The sequence below is a fragment of the Kitasatospora sp. NEAU-CNBT7 genome (assembly GCF_057220535.1).
In genome coordinates, this window is sequence record NZ_JBXQQB010000023.1 from 18,357 (window position 1) to 35,585 (window position 17,229).

Sequence of the window (17,229 nt, forward strand, 5' to 3'; positions counted from 1 at the left end):
GCTTGACGGACGGCTGACGGGCCTGACGCGTCCGGCGCCGGGACGGTCAGCCGGGCTGCCGCAGCCCGGTCTCGTACGCGTAGACCACGGCCTGGACGCGGCTGCGCAGGTGGAGCTTGTTGAGCAGGTTCTGCACGTGCGACTTGACGGTGTGCTCGGACAGCGTCAGCTCGTCGGCGATCTCGGCGTTGGACAGGCCGCGGGCGATCAGGTCGAGGACCTCGGCCTCACGGGCCGTCAGCTCGTCCGGGCCGACCGCCCCGAGCCCGGCCCGGCGCGGGGCGGCGCCCGTCGCGGGGAGCCGGTCACGGGCCGGTCCGGCGGCCGGCCGCCGGGTCAGGTGGTAGCCGGCCGCGGCCATCCGGACCGCGGCGGCCAGGTCGGCGGCGGCCACGGTGGCGGGCAGGCAGCCGTGCACGCCGGGCCGCCCGGACTCCTGCTCCGGGTCGCCGACCGTCAGCACCGCGGGCCGGTCCGGGCCGCCGCCGTACGGCAGACCGAGCGCCGCCGGGTCGGGGACCCCGTGCACGAGGACCACCTCGGCCCGGTGCAGGGCGGTCCCGGCGGGTGCGCCGGGTGCGCCCTCGCCGGCGATCCGGACGCCCGGCTGGCGCTCCAGCAGCGCGCGCAGCCCGGCCCGGACCAGGACGTCGGAGGCCAGCAGGAAGACCGGCACGGCGTCCTGGCCGTGGTCGTGGCCGAACTCCCCGGCCGGGTCCCGGTACGGCAGGTCCCCGGCGGGCCGGTGGTGGGCGTCCGCGGTGAGCGGGACGGCCGGCGCCGACGGCGCGGCGGCCCCGTGGTGCCGCGGGCGCGGGCTCGGCGCCGTGGATCCGCCGGGCAGCACGCGCAACGCGGTGGTCCCGGTGGCGGCCGGGCGGGCCTGGGCTCGCCGTTCCATCCTCGCTCCCAGTGTTCGGCGGGTCGGTGCGGGAGGGCGGCCGTCCGGGGTGCGGGCGGGCCGTCCGGATTCCGAAACTAGCCGCCGGGAAGGCCGCGGCGCGGATTTCTCCAGCCCCGTTCAAGCGCTTCGCCAATGGCTTCCCACCGGCCGCCGACGGAATTCCGGCGGACCGCCGCGGATTTCCTCCCCGGTGCTACGGTCCGGCCCATGGACAATTCCTCGAGCACCCCCCTGACCAAGGATTCACTCCGCCTGATGATCGCCGAGAGCATGGGACTGGCCCCCGGCCAACTGCCGCCGGACGACGAGGACCTGATCGACCACGGCCTGCACTCCGTCGCGGTGATGCAGGTCGTCAGCCGGTGCCACCGGCACGGCATCGAGGCCGCCTTCCCCGAGCTGATCGCCGAACCCACGGTGGACGGCTGGTGGCGCCTGCTGTCCGCGGCCGGACGGCCCGCGGACCGCTGAACGGGCACCCGCCCGAGCCCGGCGGCCGCCCCCCACGTCCGCTTGAGAGCCGTTGGAACGCGGCTTGGACAGCGGTCGGGAAACCGGGGCGGCGGCCGCCCCCGCGGTTACGTTGCTGTCGCGGCGGCGGTGCGCCCCGGAAAGGGGCCGCACCGATATCGCCGGCCATCCGTACCGGACCGTCAGACGGAGTCGCCATGGAATTCGGAGTCAATTTCTTCCCGGTCGTCGACCCGGAGCGGAAGAGCGCCGCCCAGTACTACGACGAGAGCCTGCGGCTGGTCGAACTGGCCGAATCGCTCGGGTACGAGCACGTGCAGATCGTCGAGCACTACGGCTCCCCGTACGGCGGCTACAGCCCCGACCCGGTGGCGTTCCTGTCCGCCGCCGCGGCCCGCACCAGCCGGATCCGGCTGGCGACCGGCGCCGTGATCGCGGCCTTCACCCACCCGGTGAAGCTCGCCGCCACCCTCGCGATGCTCGACAACCTCTCGCACGGCCGCCTCGACGTCGGCTTCGGACGGGCCTTCCTGCCGGACGAGTTCGAGGCCTTCGGCGTCCCGATCGAGCAGAGCCGGGCCCGTTTCGAGGAGGGCATCGCCGCCTGCGTCGCACTGTGGAGCGGGGAGCGGACGGTCTTCGAGGGCGAGGTGCACCGCTTCGGCCCGTTCACCGGGTTCCCTAGCCCCTACCAGCAGCCGCATCCGCCGGTCTTCGTCGCCTCCGCGAGCAGCCCGGAGTCCTGCGCGGCGGCCGGCCGGGCCGGCCACCACCTCCAGGTGGTGCCGTCCGTGACGACCCGCCAGGGCCTGCGCGACATGATCGAGGGCTACCGGCAGGCCCGGGCGCAGGCCGGACACCCCGGCGCGGGCCGGATCCAGGTCAAGTACACCTGCTACCTCTCCGAGGACCACGGGCTCGCCCTCGCGGACGCCCGCGCCCAGGAGGAGAACTACGTGGCGCGGATGGCGGAGGCTGTGTCGTCCTGGGCGCACACCCGCAGCAGCCAGTATCCCGGGTACGAGAAGTTCGCCGACAAGGCCCGCTCGTACGACTTCGACCGGGCGCTGGCCGACGGGAAGGTCCTGGCCGGGACCGTGCCGGAGGTCCGCGAGCAGGTCGCCCGGATCGCCGGGGAGTACGGGCCGGACCTGTGCCTGAGCCTCCAGTTCAACCCCGGGCACCTGCCGTACGAGCGGGCGGCGCGGGCGATGGAGCTGTTCGCCGGGCAGGTCGCCCCCGGCTTCGCCCGGCCCGCGGCCGCGGTGCAGCAGCCGGCGGCCGCGGCCGTCTGAGCCGCGGCCCGGCCACCGCCGGGGACCGCACCGGGACCCCGGACCACACCAGGACCGGACGCACCAGGAGGGACCATGAGCCGTACATCCGCCGTCAAGGACGCCGAGGTCGCGGTGGTCGGGCTGGGCGCCTGGGGCGCCTGCGCCCTGTGGCAGCTCGCCCGCCACGGCATCGACGCGATCGGCATCGACCGGTACGGCATCGGCAACGTCCACGGCTCCTCGCACGGCGAGAGCCGGATGTTCCGCACCGCCTGCCTGGAACACCCGGGACTGGTCCCGCTCGCCCGGCGCTCGCGCGAGCTGTGGGCGGAACTGGAGGCGGAGAGCGGCGAGGTCCTGATGGAGCGGGTCGGCGCGATGCTGATCGGGCCGCGCGAGGGCCGCATCGTCGGCGGCGCGCTGACCGCGGCCCGGCAGCACGGCCTGGACGTCGAACTGCTGGACGCCGCCGCGATGCGCCGGCGGGCGCCCGCCCACGCCGGCCTGACGGACGGCCAGATCGGCGTCCTGGAACCGGCCGGCGGCCTGACCTACCCCGAGCGCACCATCGCCGCGGCGGTCGGCGCCGCCCGCCGCGCCGGGGCCCGGGTGTACACCGACACCCGGGTCACCGCCCTCGAGCCCGCCGACGACGGGATCCTGGTGCACACCCCGCTGCGCCGGCTGCTGGTGCGGTCGGTGGTGGTCGCGGCCGGGCCGTGGCTCTCCCAGCTCGTCCCCGGGCTCCCGCTCGACGTGGTCAGGATGCCCACCACCTGGTTCACGCCCGCGGCCGCCGAGCCGCGCTTCACCCTGGAACGGCTCCCGGTGTTCATGCGGGAGCTCGCCGACGGGGAGGTGATCTGGGGCCACGGCACCCTCCCCGGCCGCGCCGAGCTGAAACTCGGCCTGGAGGACGGCGGCCGCAACTTCCGCACCGTGGACCCCGAGGGCATGGACCGCTCGGTCTCCCCCGACGACTGGTCGGTGCTGGCCCGGATCCTGCCGGACGCCGTCCCCGGGGTGGGCGCGCTCCCCTCCCGGGCCACCGCCAACCTGTACGCCCGCACCCCGGACGGCCAGTTCGTCCTCGGGCCGCTCGCCGCGGACCCCCGGATCGTGGTCGCGGGCGGCTGCAACAGCCACGGGTTCAAGCACGCGACCGGCATCGGCGAGGTGGTCGCCGGGCTGGTCCGCGGCCGGCCGCCGGCGTTCCCGCTCGGCTTCGCCGACCCGAACCGGTTCTCCCGCTCGCCGGTCGGGCCCCGACCGACCCCGTCAAGCGCCGCATTGTGAGGAAACATGCAGTTCCGCATTCTCGGCCCGGTAGAGATCCACGACGAGCGGCGCGGTCTGCGGATCGTCCCCACGGGCTCCAAACAGCGCATCCTGCTCGGTGCCCTGGTGGTCAAGGCGGGACACCTGCTGTCCTACCACCGGCTGATCGACGAACTGTGGGGTGAACACCCCCCGGCCAACCCCGCCAACGCCCTCCAGGCCCACATCGCCCGGCTGCGCAAACTGCTGGAGGACGCCGGCTCGACCGGCCAGGAACGCATCGACACCCACGCCTTGGGCTACCAGCTGCACGCCGGACCCGACGCCACCGACGCCGCCAGGTTCCACCGCCTCTCCGCCCAGGGCCGGGCCGTGGTCACCACCGACCCCGCCCGGGCCGTCCGGCTGCTGCGCCAGGCGCTCGCCCTGTGGCGCGGACCCGCCCTGCAGGGCAGCCTCGGCGGTGACATCTGCCAGGCCGAGGCGGCCCAGCTGGAGGAGAACCGGCTGGTCGCCCTGGAGACGCTCTACGACGCCAGCCTGCGGGCCGCCCTCCACCACGAGATCACCGGCGAACTCGAGGAGCTCACCAGCGACAACCCGGTCCGGGAGCGGTTCTACGACCTGCTGATGGTCGCCCTGTACCGGTGCGGCCGGCAGGCCGAGGCGCTCGGCGTGTACGAGCGGGCCCGGATGCGGCTGGTGAACGAGCTCGGGGTGGAGCCCGGGCCCGCGCTGCGCCGCCGGGTCCAGTCCATCCTCAGCCAGGCGCGGGAGCTCGGCGCCCCGGCGGGGCAGCAGCCGCCCGCGCCGGTGCTCGGCCCGATCCCGGCGGCCAGGGCGGCCCGCGGCGGCCCGGCCCCGCAGGGCGGGGCGGTGGTGCTCGACCTCGGCGACGAACTGGCCCGGCTGCGGCGGCGGCTGGACCGGCTCAGCCACGAACAGGAGCTCCTCAGCCAGCAGTTCGACCGGCTCAGCGCCCGCAGCGCGGCCGCCCGCTGACCCGGGCCGCCGCGCGGGCCGCCGTCAGGACGCCCGCTCCAGGCTCAGCAGCCGGCCGGCCGAGCGGCGCAGCCGCCGGTCGTGGGTGACCGTCACCACCGGGCCGGGGAAGTCGTCCAGCGCGGTCTGCAGGTCCTCGATCAGCGGCAGGCTCAGATGGTTGGTGGGCTCGTCGAGCAGCAGCACCTCGGGCCGCAGCGCCACCAGCCGGGCCAGGTCGAGCCGCCGACGCTGGCCGACGCTCAGCGCACCGACCGGCACCCGCAGGTCGGCCGCGCGGAACAGCCCCAGCTCCAGCAGCTGTTCGGCGGCCTCGTCCTCGTCGGCGGCGACCGCCTGCGCGTAGCAGCGCAGCAGCGGCCGGTGCCCGGCCGGGAAACTGCTCTCCTGCGGCAGGTGGCCGATCCGCAGCCCCGGCCGGGTGGTGACCAGGCCGCGGGCCGGGGCCAGTTCACCCGCGAGCACCCGCAACAGGGTCGACTTCCCGGCCCCGTTGGGGCCCGCCACCACGACCCGGTCACTGTCCCGCAGGGTGAGCGCGGGCAGCCTCAGGCCCTGCGCGGTCTCCACGTCCCGGACCTCGATCAGCGCACCGGCCGGGTCGGCCGTGGGCGCCGCGCCCGCGCCGCGGGCCGCGTCGGCGAGCCCGACCGCCGTGAACCGCAGCGGCCTGGGCGGCTTCGGCACCTCCTGCATCCGCAGCCGCCGGATCTCCTCCTTCGCGGCGCGGGCGGTCCGGGCGACCGCGGCCTGGGCGCCGGCGCCGCGCAGGTCGTAGTTCATCTTGGCGTTGTCGCGCGGCGGACGGTAGTGCCCGGCGGCCCGGTCGGAGCGCGACAGCCGCAGCGTGGCGGCGGTCATCGACTCGGTCCAGACCTGGTGGTCGGCCTCCCAGCGGCGCCGGGCGGCCGCCTGCTCGGCGGCGTACTCGCGGTAGGTACCGCCGTAGCGGACCACGGACCCGCGCGGGCCGTCGAGGTCCAGCAGCCCGGTGACGGCGCCGTCCAGCAGGTCCCGGTCGTGGGAGGCGATCAGGCACGGTCCCCGGTAGCCGCGCAGCCACGCCGCCAGCCAGTCCACGGCCTCGTCGTCGAGGTGGTTGGTGGGTTCGTCCAGCAGCAGGGCGGGCGGGCTCCGCAGGACCAGCACGGCCAGGCCCAGCCGGGCCCGTTCGCCGCCGGACAGCTCACCGGCGAGCCGGTCGGACGGCAGCCGGTGCAGGCCGAGGGCCTGGAAGACCTCGGCGGCCCGGGCCGGGAAACGCCAGCCGTCGCGCGCCGTGAACTCCTCCTGGAGGGCGCCGTACTCCGCCAGCAGGGCGGCGAGGGCGTCCTCGTCGGCGGTGCCCATCAGCGTCTCGACCTCCCGCATCCGTGCGGCCAGCCGGTCCACCTCCTGCCGGGCCTCGGCGAGACAGCGGGCGAGGTCCCAGTCCGCGGGCAGGTCGGGTTCCTGGGAGAGGTGGCCGGGTGCGCCGCCGACGGTGGCCCGGACCCGGCCGGCGTCCGGGGCGTCGAGCCCGGCCAGCACCCTGAGCAGGGTGGACTTGCCGACGCCGTTCTCGCCGATCAGGCCGAGCCGTTCACCGGCCGACACGGTCAGCGACACGCCGTTGAGCACGGTCCGGTCGCCGCGGATCCGGGTCACGGCGTCCGCGGCCAGGTGCGCGGTCCCGCCGGGGCGCGCGCTCTCCCCGGCCGTCCGTACGGTTTTGATCATGCGGCGCTCCTCTGGTGTGCCTCGGTGTGGTGCGGTGGGGCCCCGGCGGGCCCCGGTCGGGCGGGTCCCGGGCCGGTGCTTCCCGGGCCGGTGCTCGCCGGGCCCGCGGTGCCGGGCGCGGACAGGGTGCCCGGGCCGAGCAACGGCGCCGGGTGGCCCGGGGTGAAGGTGTCCCGCAGGGCGGCGGGCCGCCAGGGGAACCCGCCGTGCAGGTGGACCGCGCGCGGCGGTTCGGCCCCGGCCTCGACCGCGACCGACAGCAGCAGGTCCGGCTCCGGCTCGAGGGCCAGGAAGGTCCAGCGCCCGGCCGGGTCGTCGGCGGGGGGCTCGAAGGCCAGCACCCGGTCACTCCCGGACAGGACGAAGCCGAAGGAGTCGAAGGGCAGTCCGAGACCGAGGCCGCGGGCCTTGGAGTAGGCCTCCTTCAGCGTCCACAGCCTCAGCACGGCCCGGTCACGCACCCCTCCCGCCGGCAGGCCCGCCAACTGCCGGCGCTCTCCGGGGGTGAAGCTCTCGGCGATCCCCTCGAGCGCGCGGCCGCCGACCCGGTCGAACCTCTCGACGTCGACGCCGACCCGCCGGTCCCTGGCGACGACGATCGCATTGTAACCGTGCGCGTGCGAAAGGTTGAAGTCCAACTCGCCGTGCCCGCACCGCAGTCCGCCGTCCGGCGGGCGCAGCGAGGGACGCCCGCGGTCGGACCGCCGCAGCTCCACCAGCGCCTCCGGGACGCCGGTCTCCAGGGAGAGCAGCCGCCGCACCATGACGTGGGCGACCAGGTACTGCCGGCGGTCCCGCTCGAACACGAACCGGTCGGCGGTGGCCAGTTCGTGCTCGTCGAGCCAGTGGCCGGCCAGCGCCGTGGCCATCCCCGGCCCGAGGTCGTCGTTGGCGCAGATCCACAGCCGGACCTCGTCGCCGCGGTGGGTGCGCGATGCGCAGTCCGTACGCGTGCCGGTCACCGGGCGGCCCCCCAGGTGGTGGCGGCACCGGCGGTGGCGGCGCGGATCTGTGCGGTGACCAGTGCGGCCATCTCGGCGGTGCGGCCCCGGAAGTAGAAGTGGTCGCCGTCGAACAGGTGCAGCCCGAGGAAGCGCCGCGCGTGCTGCTGCCAGGCGGCCAGCCGCTCCGGTGACACCACCACGTCGTCGGACCCGCCGAACACCGACAGCGGGACGGTCAGCGGCGCCGTCCCCTCGCGCGGGGTCCAGGTCTCCACCAGCCGCAGATCGGTCCGGATCATCGGCCCGAACAGCTGCCAGATCTCCGGGTCCTGGAGCACCTCGGGCGGGGTGCCGCCCATCGCCGCCAGGTGGTGGCGCAGCGCGTCGTCGGGGAGGGTGTGCCGGGTGTCGGACGGGCCCGGCGGCCGCGGCGCGCCGCGTGCCGACAGCCCGAGCCAGACCGGCAGCGGCAGGCCCTCGGCGGCCAGCCGGTTGGTCAGCTCGTACGCGGCGAGTCCGCCCATGCTGTGCCCGAAGAAGGCGAACGGGCGGTCCATCGCGAGCACGATCTCGTCGTGGAAGAAGTCCACCAGCTGCCCGGCGTCGGAGCAGGCCGGCAGGTCGGTGAGCCGCCCGCGGCCGGGGGCGTCCAGCAGGTGGATCTCCCAGTCTGCGGGGAGGTGCGCCACCCAGTCGCGGTAGAGGAGGTGGGATCCCCCCGCGTGGTGGAACAGGAACAGACGCAGGGCCGCACCCGGGACCGGGCGGGGGCAGAACCCCGCGCCGGCCGGCGGGCGGAACCTCAGGGTGGAGCTGGTCATCGCGTCTCCTCGTGCGGTGCGTGGGTGTCTCTCAGGCGACGGCGGCCCGGAGCTGACGGGCCGTGCGGTCCGAGCGCTCCTGGCGGTCCTGGCGGTCCTGGTCGGCGTCGCGTCGGATCTGCCGGACCATGCTGGTCAGCACGGTGCTCTCGCCGACCTCGGTGAACTGCGGGTCGGGCCCGGCCAGCAGCGCCTCGACGCTCTCGCGCCAGCGCACCGGGTGGTCGATCTGCTCCAGCAGCAGGTCCGCGGCCAGGTCGGCGCGGTACGGCTCGGCGGTCCGGTTGGCGATCACCGGGAAGGCGGGCGGGCGCAGCCGGGCGGCCCGGACGGTCCCGGCGAGCGCGGCGGCGGCCGGTGCCATGTAGCGGGAGTGGAAGGGGCCGCTGACGTGCAGCCGGCGGACCATCCGGGCGCCGGCGTCCTCCAGCACCTGACCGGCCTCGTCGAGGTCGTCCACCGGGCCGGCCAGGACGGTCTGGGTGGCGGTGTTGAGGTTGGCGAGGTCCAGGGCGGCGAACCCCGCGCGCAGCAGCAGGAACCGCAGCGTGGTCTCGGTCAGCCCGACCACGGCGCTCATCCCCCCGCCGTCCACCTCGGCCATCGCGGCCGCCCGGGCGGCGACCAGCCGCAGGCCGTCGGCGAAGTCGAACACCCCGGCCGCCTCCAGGGCGTTGTACTCGCCGAGGCTGTGTCCGATCGCGACGTCGGGCTCGCCGGTGTCCTGGAGCGCCGCCCGGTAGGCGAGCGCGTTGACCGCGAACATCGCGGGCTGGGTGTAGCGGGTGTGGCCGAGCCGCCCGCCGGGGTCCTCCAGGCACAGCTCGCGCAGGCTGTACCCGAGGACCTCGTCGGCCTCACGGACCAGGGCGGGGAACCGGTCGAGGAGCGCCCGGCCCATGCCGAGGCGCTGGGCTCCCTGGCCGGGGAACATGTAGATCCGGGTCATGGTGCATCAACTGCTCTCTGGTGGTGGTCCGGTGGTGTTCAGACGGCGACGGGGGCGGGGAAGGCGAGGTCGGCCAGCGCGGCCAGGTCCGGCGCGGTGAACAGCGCCTCCAGCGGCAGCTCGCGGCCGCCGTCGGCGGTCACCCGGGCGGCGATCCGCAGCAGTTGGCGGCTGGTGACGCCGATCGCGAACAGGTCGTCGGCCGGGGTGAGGCGGGCCCGGTCGGCGCCGGTCTCCTCGGCCACGATCCGCGCCATCCGCTCGAACGGGCCCTGCGGTACGGCCTCCGGCCCGGTGCCGGCCGCGACCGCGGCGGTGGGGAGCCCGGTGGCCGGGGCGCCGGCGGCAGATACCTCGGCGGCCGGTGCCGGGGCGCCGGGAACCACCGCGGCCGGGGCGGCCGGGACCGCGGCGGCCGGCGCCCGGTCGGTCGTGGCCCGGGCGGCCGGCGCCTCCACGGCGACGGTCTCCGCGGTCAGGGTCCCCGCGGTCGGCAGCGGCACCCGGCGGACGGTCAGCGGCACCGGGGGCAGCGCGGCCCGGGGTGCCGCCGACGCCTGCGCGGGCTGTGGCGCGGCGCCGCCGGCCGCCCAGTCGGCGAGCCCAGCCCGCTCCTCCTCCGGGGCCCGTTCGGCGCCGACGGTGACGCCGGAGCCCTCCCGGGTGACCCGCTCGGCCAGGGTCCGCAGGTCGGCGGCGGCCCGGTACCGGTCCGTCACCACCACGCCCCGCGCCGCGCGGTCGCGGCGGCCCTCCCGCAGGGTGCGGGCGGCGGCGGCCAGCGTGAGGCCGGGTTCGCGGTCGAACTCCAGGGCCAGCGAGCGGGCCCAGCGGGCCAGGTTCCCGGTGGTGTCGGCGGACAGCGGCAGGGCCTGCGCCCGGTCGTCGTCGGCCGGTCCGGCGGGGGCGGGCCGCTGCGGCGGCTCCTCCACCACCAGGCTGCCGTAGGACCCGCCGCCGGCGAACCCGTTGACCAGTGCCCGGCGGGTGGCGTCGGGTCCGGTGCGCCACCGGTCGGCGCCCGGGCCGGCCACCACCACGGCGCCGCCCTGCCCGGCCAGGGCCGGGTTGGGGGCCGAGGTCCGGCGGGTCGGGTAGAGCCGATCCCGGCGGAACTGGGCGATCACCTTGCCGAGTTGGGCGAAGACCGAGGCCGCCTCCAGGTGGCCGGTGGCCGGCTTCACCGACCCCACCGGAACCGGGCCCGCCGGGCCGCGGCCCGCCGTGTCCGGCGCCGTCCCCCCGCCGCCGAACAGCCGCCCCAGCGCGGTGACCTCCAGGGCGTCGGCCAGCGCCGCCCCGGCCGCCGCCGCCTCGACGTAGCCGATGTCCGCGGCGGTGAGGCCGGCGTCGGCGAGCGCGGCCCGCATCACCTGCTCCTGCCGCAGCGGGTCCGGTACGCCGAACTGCCGGGTCCGGCCGGAGTGCACCAGGGCGCCGCCGGTCAGCACCGCGTGCACCGGGTCGCCGTCGGCCAGGGCCCGGTCGAGCGGCTTGAGCAGCACCGCACCGATGCCCTCGCCGACCAGCCAGCCGCTCGCCCGGTCGGTGAACGCGCACGAGTCGGGCTGCTCGGCGACCAGGCCGAGCTCGGACAGCACGTCCAGGTGGTCGGGGTGCAGCACCAGGTTGGTGCCGGCGGCCAGCGCGGCCTCGCACCGGCCGTCGGCCACCGCCCGCATGGCCGCCTCGACGGCGGCCAGTCCGGAGACGCAGCCGGTGTCCAGCACCAGGCTCGGCCCGGTCAGGCCGAAGGCGTGCGAGACCCGGTGGGCCAGGCCGCCGCGGGTGGCGTGGGTGCCGGGCCTTCCGTCGGCCCGGGCCGCCACCCCGTACAGGGCGTGGTCCTGCCACATCGAGCCGACGAAGACGCCGACCGGTCCGGCGGCGGACAGCCGCTCGGGGGTGAGGGCCGCGTCCTCGACGCAGTGCCGGGCGACCGTCAGCAGCAGCCGCTCCTGCGGGTCGAGTGCGGCGAGTTCGCCCTCCGGGAGGCCGAACTCCTCGGCCTCCACGGCGGTGACGTCCGCCAGGTAGCCGCCGACCGCGGCGCCGGCCCGGCGGGCCCGGGAGCGCAGCGGGGCCCACCGTCCGGCGGGGGCCGGGCCGACCGCGCTGCCGCTGGCGGCGAGGAGGGTGTCCAGCTCGCGCAGGTCGTCGGCGCCGGGCAGGCGGGCGGCGAAGCCGATCACGGCCACCGCGCGGGTGGCGGCGGGGGCGGGACGGGGGCCCCGGTCGCGTTCCGCCGCGACCAGGTCGGCCCGGCGCTCCAGCGCGGCCTGCGGCAGCGCGCCGCCCCACAGCGACAGCAGCAGCTCCTGGTCGTCCGCCAGCGCGAACCGGTCCCGTACCGCGCCGAAGTCCATCTCCCCCACGGCGCACAGCCCGAGGCCCCGACCGGGTGCGGCGGTCAGCAGCAGCTGGGCGATGTGGCCGGCCTCGATGGTCGAGAACCGCGCCGCGTTGCGCTCGCCGTACGCCGGTGCGATGGCCGCCGGGGTGGACACCAGGAACACGCCGAACGCGGCGGACTCCACCAGCGCGCGGTTGTGGAAGACATGGAGGTCGGTGCCGAAGCGAGCCTGCGGGTCGACCGCCACCAGGGTCCGCTCGCCCGGGTGCAGGTAGTACAGGCCGCCCTCGGTGTCCTGCACCGCGCCCGGCCTGACGTACAGGTAGACCTGCACCGGGTAGAAGCCGCCGGCCGACGGGTAGCGGTGCTTCTGGCGGCCGTCGAGCTCGCCGCGGGTCAGGGTGCCGAGCAGCTCGGTCAGCCGGGCGAGGGGCAGCGGCCCGGCGGCGAACTCCCGGAACGAGGAGGCGTCGTACAGTGCCCGGTCGTGCTCGGGTCCGGCCGGTGCGAGGGCGACCCGCGCCAGGTCGGCCGGCAGCCGGCGCTCGGCGATCCTGGCCTCCTTGAAGGCCGCCTTCGCCTGCGGGTCGAGGGCGATGCGTACGTCCGTCCGCCGCTCGGGCGCGGGCGCGGGTCCGGGCACCGGCGCGGGGGCGGCCGGCTGCGCGGGCCGCGGCGCCGGGGTGAGGGCGTCGGCGATGCCGCGGGCCGTGGGGGTGAGGATCAGCGCGTCCACCGGAACGTCCGCACCGAAGCGGTCACCGAGGAGCTGGGCGAGCCGGATCAGGGTGAACGAGGTGGCGCCCAGGTCGAACAGGTCGGCGTCCGGGTCGACCGCCGCCAGGCCCAGCAGACCGGCCGCCTCGGCCGCCACCGCCTGCGGGTCCACGGTGACGGCCGGCGCCACCGGAGCCGGGGCGGCCGCCGGGGCCGGCGCCGGGCGGGCGGCGTCGACCGCCGCGAGCAGACCGGTCACCGTGGGGGCGTCGATCAGCACGTCGACGGGCAGCGCCACGCCGGTCAGCCGCTCGATCTCCTGGGCCAGCCGGATCAGGGTGAACGAGGTGGCGCCCAGGTCGAACAGGTCGGCGTCCGGGTCGACCGCCGCCAGGCCGAGGCTGTCGGCCACCACCGTCGTGATCCGCCCGGCCGGGTCCTCGGGTGCGGCGGGCGCGGCCGCCGGGGTCGGCGGGTGCGGGATCGGGTGGTCGGGCACGGTGTCCTCCTCGGTGTGGGTGGTGCCGTCCGCCGGGGCGGGCGCCGCGGGCCGGGCGGTCCCGAAGAGCGCGGCGGCGGCGGAGCGGTCGAGCTTGCCGTTGGCCGTCAGCGGAAGCCGGTCGACGAACCGGAAGCTGCTGGGGACCAGGTAGGGCGGCAGGGTCAGGGCCAGGGCGCGGCGCAGGGTCCCGACCGACGGCGCGGGCACGCCGTCGCCCTCGATGCAGACGGCCGCGAGGACCTGTTCCTGCGAGGTGTGGTCGGTGACCGGCAGCACCCGGGCCTCCAGCACCCCGGGCAGCGCGGTGAGGGCGGCCTCGATCTCCTCGGGTTCGATCCGCAGGCCGCGCAGCTTGAACTGGCCGTCGATCCGGCCGAGGTACCTGAGCTCGCCGTCCGGGCCGAGCTGCCCCAGGTCGCCGGTCCGGTACAGGCGCGGTGACGGGTCGTCGGCGAACGGCGAGGCGATGAACCGCTCCGCGGTGAGCTCCGGCCGCCCGTGGTAGCCGAGCGCGACGCCCGCACCGCCGATGACGATCTCCCCCGGGGTGCCGTCGGGGACCTCGGCCAGCCGCTCGTCGACCAGGTGGATCCGGGTGTCGGAGATCGGCCGGCCGATCGGCACGGTGGCCTCGTCCCAGTCCCGGCGGCACGCCCAGTGGGTGACGTCGATGGCCGCCTCGGTGGGCCCGTAGAGGTTGTGCAGCTCGGCCCCGGCGGGCATGACGTCGAAGAACTGCCGCATGGTCGGCACGGGCAGCGCCTCCCCGCTGGCGAACACGTACCGCAGCGAGTCGCAGTCGGCGGCCGTGCGCCCGCGCAGGAACAGGCCGAGCACCGAGGGGACGAAGTGGGCCACGGTCACCCGCTCGTCGCGCAGCAGCCGGGCGAGGTAACCGGGGTCGACGTGGCCGCCGGGACGGGCGACCACGATCGAGGCACCGGCCAGGAGCGGCCAGAAGAACTCCCAGGCCGACACGTCGAACCCGTACGGCGTCTTCTGGGCCACCCGGTCCCGGGCGTCCAGCGGGAAGCGGTCCTGCATCCAGCGGACCCGGTTGACGAAGCCCCGGTGGGTGTTGCGGCAGCCCTTGGGACGGCCGGTGGTGCCGGAGGTGTAGATCATGTACACCGGGTCGTCCGGGCCGACCCCCGGCTGCGGGGCGGTGGCCGGCCGGGCCGCCAGCCGGGCCCGGTCCTCGTCCCGGTCCTGGCAGAGCACCAGGGCGCCGGCCGCGGCAGGGACGGCGGCGCGGGCCGCGTCGGCGACCACCACCCGGGCGCCGCTGTCCTCGAGGAGGTACCGCACCCGCTCCGGCGGGTTGGCCGGGTCGACCGGGACGTACACGCCGCCGGCCCGCACGATGCCGACCAGGGCGACCACCAGGTCGTCGGAGCGGTCCATGTGCACGGCCACGTGGTCGCCCGGGCGCACGCCCATCGCGGCCAGCTGGTGGGCCAGTTGCGCGGTCCGCCGGTCCAGCTCGCGGTAGCCGACGGCGCGCCCGTCCCACCGGACGGCCGTCCGGTCGGCGTACCGCTCCAGCGCCCGGTCGATCAGCCCGGTCATGGTCTCCGGGGCGTCGGCCGGCGCGGGCGGCACGGCGGGCGGCACGGCCGCTGCCGGGCCGTCGGGGGCGCCCGCACCGTCGAGGAAGGAGCGGACCCGCCGCACGTAGCGCTCGAACATCGCCGCCAGCCGGTCCGCGGGCAGGCAGCCCTCGGCGGCGTCCCACTGGCCGACCAGGTCGTCGCCGACCAGCAGCGGCACGTGGTCGAGGGCGACCTGCGCGGTCTGCGACTGGCTGGCCCGCAGCCGGACACCGCGCGGGTGCAGGGCGGGGTCGATCGCGGGGACCCGGGTGAAGACCACCGGCAGCCGCAGCCCGCCGCCCGACCGGAACACCCGGCCGCGCAACTCGGCCAGCCCCGGCTGGAGTTCACCGCGTTCCAGGTCGGCCCGGGTCCGGGCCCACAGTTCCCGGGCGCGCTCGGCGAAGTCCTGCGGCAGGGTGTCGTCCACCACCACCCAGGCGAGCTGGGTGAAGTCGGCGACCAGCTGCGCGCCGCCCGCGAGGCCCGCCGGCCGGTCCCAGGACACCACCGTCACGGTGAACGGGTCCGGCCCGAACTCCCGGCGCAGCTCGTCGGTGTAGGCGGTGAGCAGCACCAGGTCGGCCGGGACCCCGATGGCGGCGGCGCGCTCACCGAGCCGCTGCCAGGAGCCCAGGTCGGTGCGGTGGTGGAGGCGGGGGGCCTGCGGCGCCGGGTCGGGGAGCGCCGGTCCGTTCGGCAGGGCGGCGAACTTGTCGCGCCAGGCGCGGCGGGCCGCCCGGGCCTCCTCGCCGCGGGCGCGGACGGGCCGGTCCGCCAGGTACGGCCGGGGGTCGGCGGGGGTGTCCAGCATCCGCCGGTCGCCGTCGTGCAGGGCGAAGAGCTGGCCGAACAGCAGGGCGAAGCTGCGGGCGTCGGCGAGCAGCGCGTCCAGGACGACGTGCAGCACGGTGGTGCCGTCCGGCAGCAGGCTGGCCTCCAGCGCGTACATCGGGCGGCTGCCGAGCGGGAAGGTGCCCTCGCCCAGCCGGGCCGAGACCGCGGCCAGCTCCCGTTCGACCGCGGCCGCCCCGTCGGGGCCGGTGGGCAGCGCCGTCAGGTCGTGCCGGGCGATCCGGTACCGCGGGACCTCGGCCGCGACCTCCAGCGTGCCGTCCGGGTGGACGGCGGCCCGCAGCATCGGGTGGTGGGCGACCAGGTCGTTCCAGGCCGCCTCCAGGGCGTCCACGTCGTGGTGCTCCAGCAGGAACTCCTGCTGGACCCGGCTCTCGGCGGTGCCGCCGAGGCCGCCGAGCCGGCCGACCAGGTACGCCGACTGGATCTCGGTCAGCGGGAGCCGCGACGGGCCCGCGACGCCGGCCGGGGCGGGCGCAGGCGCGGCCGCGGCCGGGCGGGCCTCGGTGTCCCACACCGCGGGCCCCCGGTCGGCGACGCGCGCCAGGCTGTCGAGCAGGCGCCCGAAGGCGGCCCGCACCAGGGCCTCGTCCAGCGCCTGCGGCAGGAAGTCCCAGGACACCTGGAGCGCTCCGGCGTGCTCCTGGACGCACATCTCCAGCTGGACGCCGGGGGTGCGGGTGGCGGAGGCGTCGGCGTCCACCAGCGCGGCCCAGTTGCCGGGGTCCTCGTCCCGCCGGTCGGCGATGCTGCCGAGCAGGCTGGTGAAGACCACCGGGACTGCGGCCGCCCGGCGGCCCGGCGAGGTCCGGGCCCGCTCGCGCAGCGCCCGCACCCCGCTGACGTCGGTGTGTTCCAGGTCGCGCCAGAGCTGTCCGCGGACCTCGGCCACCAGGTCGCCGAGCGTGCCGGTGGGCCGGGGGGCGACGAACACCGAGGTGGACAGGAACGGCCCCACCAGGCGCGCCACATCGGGGTGGAGCGGACGGCGGTTGTAGGTGGTCAGGACCATCGGGACCGGGCCCGCCCCGGGGGCGGACAGCGCGGCGGCGGTCAGCGCGAGCAGCATCGCGGACGGCGTCGCCCGCGCCTCCAGCGCCGCCTCCTTGGCCCGCTCCCACTGCGCGCGCTCCAGCCGGAGGGCGAGCCGCCGGTGCGGGCTGTCACCGTCACCGGCGCCCGCGGCCGGGGCGGCCGGGCGGGCGAGCGGCAGCGGCCGGTCGAACTCGGCGTCCGCGAGCTTGTCCCGCCAGTAGCCGAGCGAGGTCTCGGAGGGCCGGGTCGCGGCGGTGGCCAGCGCGTAGTCGCGGAAGCCGACGGCCGGCCGGGCGGGCCGCTCGCCGAAGGTGTACCGGGCGTACCAGTCCTGGAGCAGCAGGGAGACGCTCGGGCCGTCGGCGATCAGCTCGTCGACGGTGAGCATCACCCTGGTCCGGTCGCCCGGCAGCTGCGCCACCCCGACCGCGAACAGCGGCCAGTGGTGCGGATCGACGGCGGCCGCGGCCTGCACGCGCAGCTCCCCCAGCGCCTCCCGCAGTTCCGCCGGGCCGGCCGCGGTGAGGTCGCGGACGGCCGGCCGGTACGCCGGGACGTGCTCGCGGACCACCTGGCGGGCGTCCGGCAGCAGGTGCGCGCGCAGCATGTCGGTGTCGGCGACGAGCCGGTTCCACTCGGCGGCGAGCCGGTCGGTGTCGAGCCGGTCCGTCTCGAACTCGAGGTGGATCTGGGTCCCGGCGCCGTCGGCGCCGGCCGTGCTGCGCCCGACGTAGAAGGACTCCTGGACCTCGGTCAGGGGGAACGGCCGGTGCCGGTCGGCGGGGCTGGTCTGGATGGTCATGGCGTGAC

The 17,229-nt window shown here is 76.8% G+C and carries 10 protein-coding genes; 4 read left to right on the plus strand and 6 right to left on the minus strand.

The features are described 5' to 3' along the window. Positions 1–46 precede the first annotated feature (46 nt). Positions 47–901: a response regulator transcription factor gene (locus AC2TEW_RS26180; RefSeq protein WP_484625815.1), complete on the minus strand. Its 855-nt coding sequence runs from the start codon at positions 899–901 to the stop codon at positions 47–49. A 210-nt stretch (positions 902–1,111) separates the two neighbouring features. Here AC2TEW_RS26180 and AC2TEW_RS26185 point away from each other — a divergent pair, with 210 nt between their 5' ends. From AC2TEW_RS26185 to AC2TEW_RS26200, 4 genes are all read left to right on the plus strand, one after another. Further along, positions 1,112–1,375: a phosphopantetheine-binding protein gene (locus tag AC2TEW_RS26185; protein WP_484625816.1), complete on the plus strand. Its 264-nt coding sequence runs from the start codon at positions 1,112–1,114 to the stop codon at positions 1,373–1,375. 197 nt (positions 1,376–1,572) lie between these two features. Then, entirely contained in the window at positions 1,573–2,670 is a 1,098-nt protein-coding gene (locus AC2TEW_RS26190) for an LLM class flavin-dependent oxidoreductase (RefSeq protein WP_484625817.1), read from the plus strand. 75 nt (positions 2,671–2,745) lie between these two features. Beyond that, complete coding sequence (gene solA / locus AC2TEW_RS26195; RefSeq protein WP_484625818.1) at positions 2,746–3,948, plus strand: N-methyl-L-tryptophan oxidase; 1,203 nt, start codon at positions 2,746–2,748, stop codon at positions 3,946–3,948. Between the two features lie 6 nt (positions 3,949–3,954). Then, positions 3,955–4,932, plus strand: coding sequence for an AfsR/SARP family transcriptional regulator (locus AC2TEW_RS26200; RefSeq protein ID WP_484625819.1), 978 nt, complete (start codon positions 3,955–3,957; stop codon positions 4,930–4,932). Positions 4,933–4,956: 24 nt separating this feature from the next. Here AC2TEW_RS26200 and AC2TEW_RS26205 read toward each other — a convergent pair whose 3' ends face one another. The 5 genes from AC2TEW_RS26205 to AC2TEW_RS26225 are packed head-to-tail and all read right to left on the minus strand — an operon-like array spanning position 4,957 to position 17,221. Beyond that, positions 4,957–6,651, minus strand: a complete 1,695-nt coding sequence (locus tag AC2TEW_RS26205) for an ABC-F family ATP-binding cassette domain-containing protein (protein WP_484625820.1) — start codon at positions 6,649–6,651, stop codon at positions 4,957–4,959. Beyond that, entirely contained in the window at positions 6,648–7,613 is a 966-nt protein-coding gene (locus AC2TEW_RS26210) for a 4'-phosphopantetheinyl transferase family protein (protein ID WP_484625821.1), read from the minus strand. Before AC2TEW_RS26210 ends, AC2TEW_RS26205 begins: the two co-directional genes overlap by 4 nt. Next, a complete protein-coding gene (locus AC2TEW_RS26215) occupies positions 7,610–8,416 on the minus strand; it encodes a thioesterase II family protein (protein WP_484625822.1) in 807 nt (268 codons plus the stop codon). Before AC2TEW_RS26215 ends, AC2TEW_RS26210 begins: the two co-directional genes overlap by 4 nt. 31 nt (positions 8,417–8,447) lie before the next feature. Then, positions 8,448–9,365, minus strand: coding sequence for an ACP S-malonyltransferase (gene fabD / locus AC2TEW_RS26220; RefSeq protein WP_484625823.1), 918 nt, complete (start codon positions 9,363–9,365; stop codon positions 8,448–8,450). Between the two features lie 38 nt (positions 9,366–9,403). After that, positions 9,404–17,221: a non-ribosomal peptide synthetase gene (locus tag AC2TEW_RS26225; RefSeq protein WP_484625824.1), complete on the minus strand. Its 7,818-nt coding sequence runs from the start codon at positions 17,219–17,221 to the stop codon at positions 9,404–9,406. Positions 17,222–17,229 lie beyond the last annotated feature (8 nt).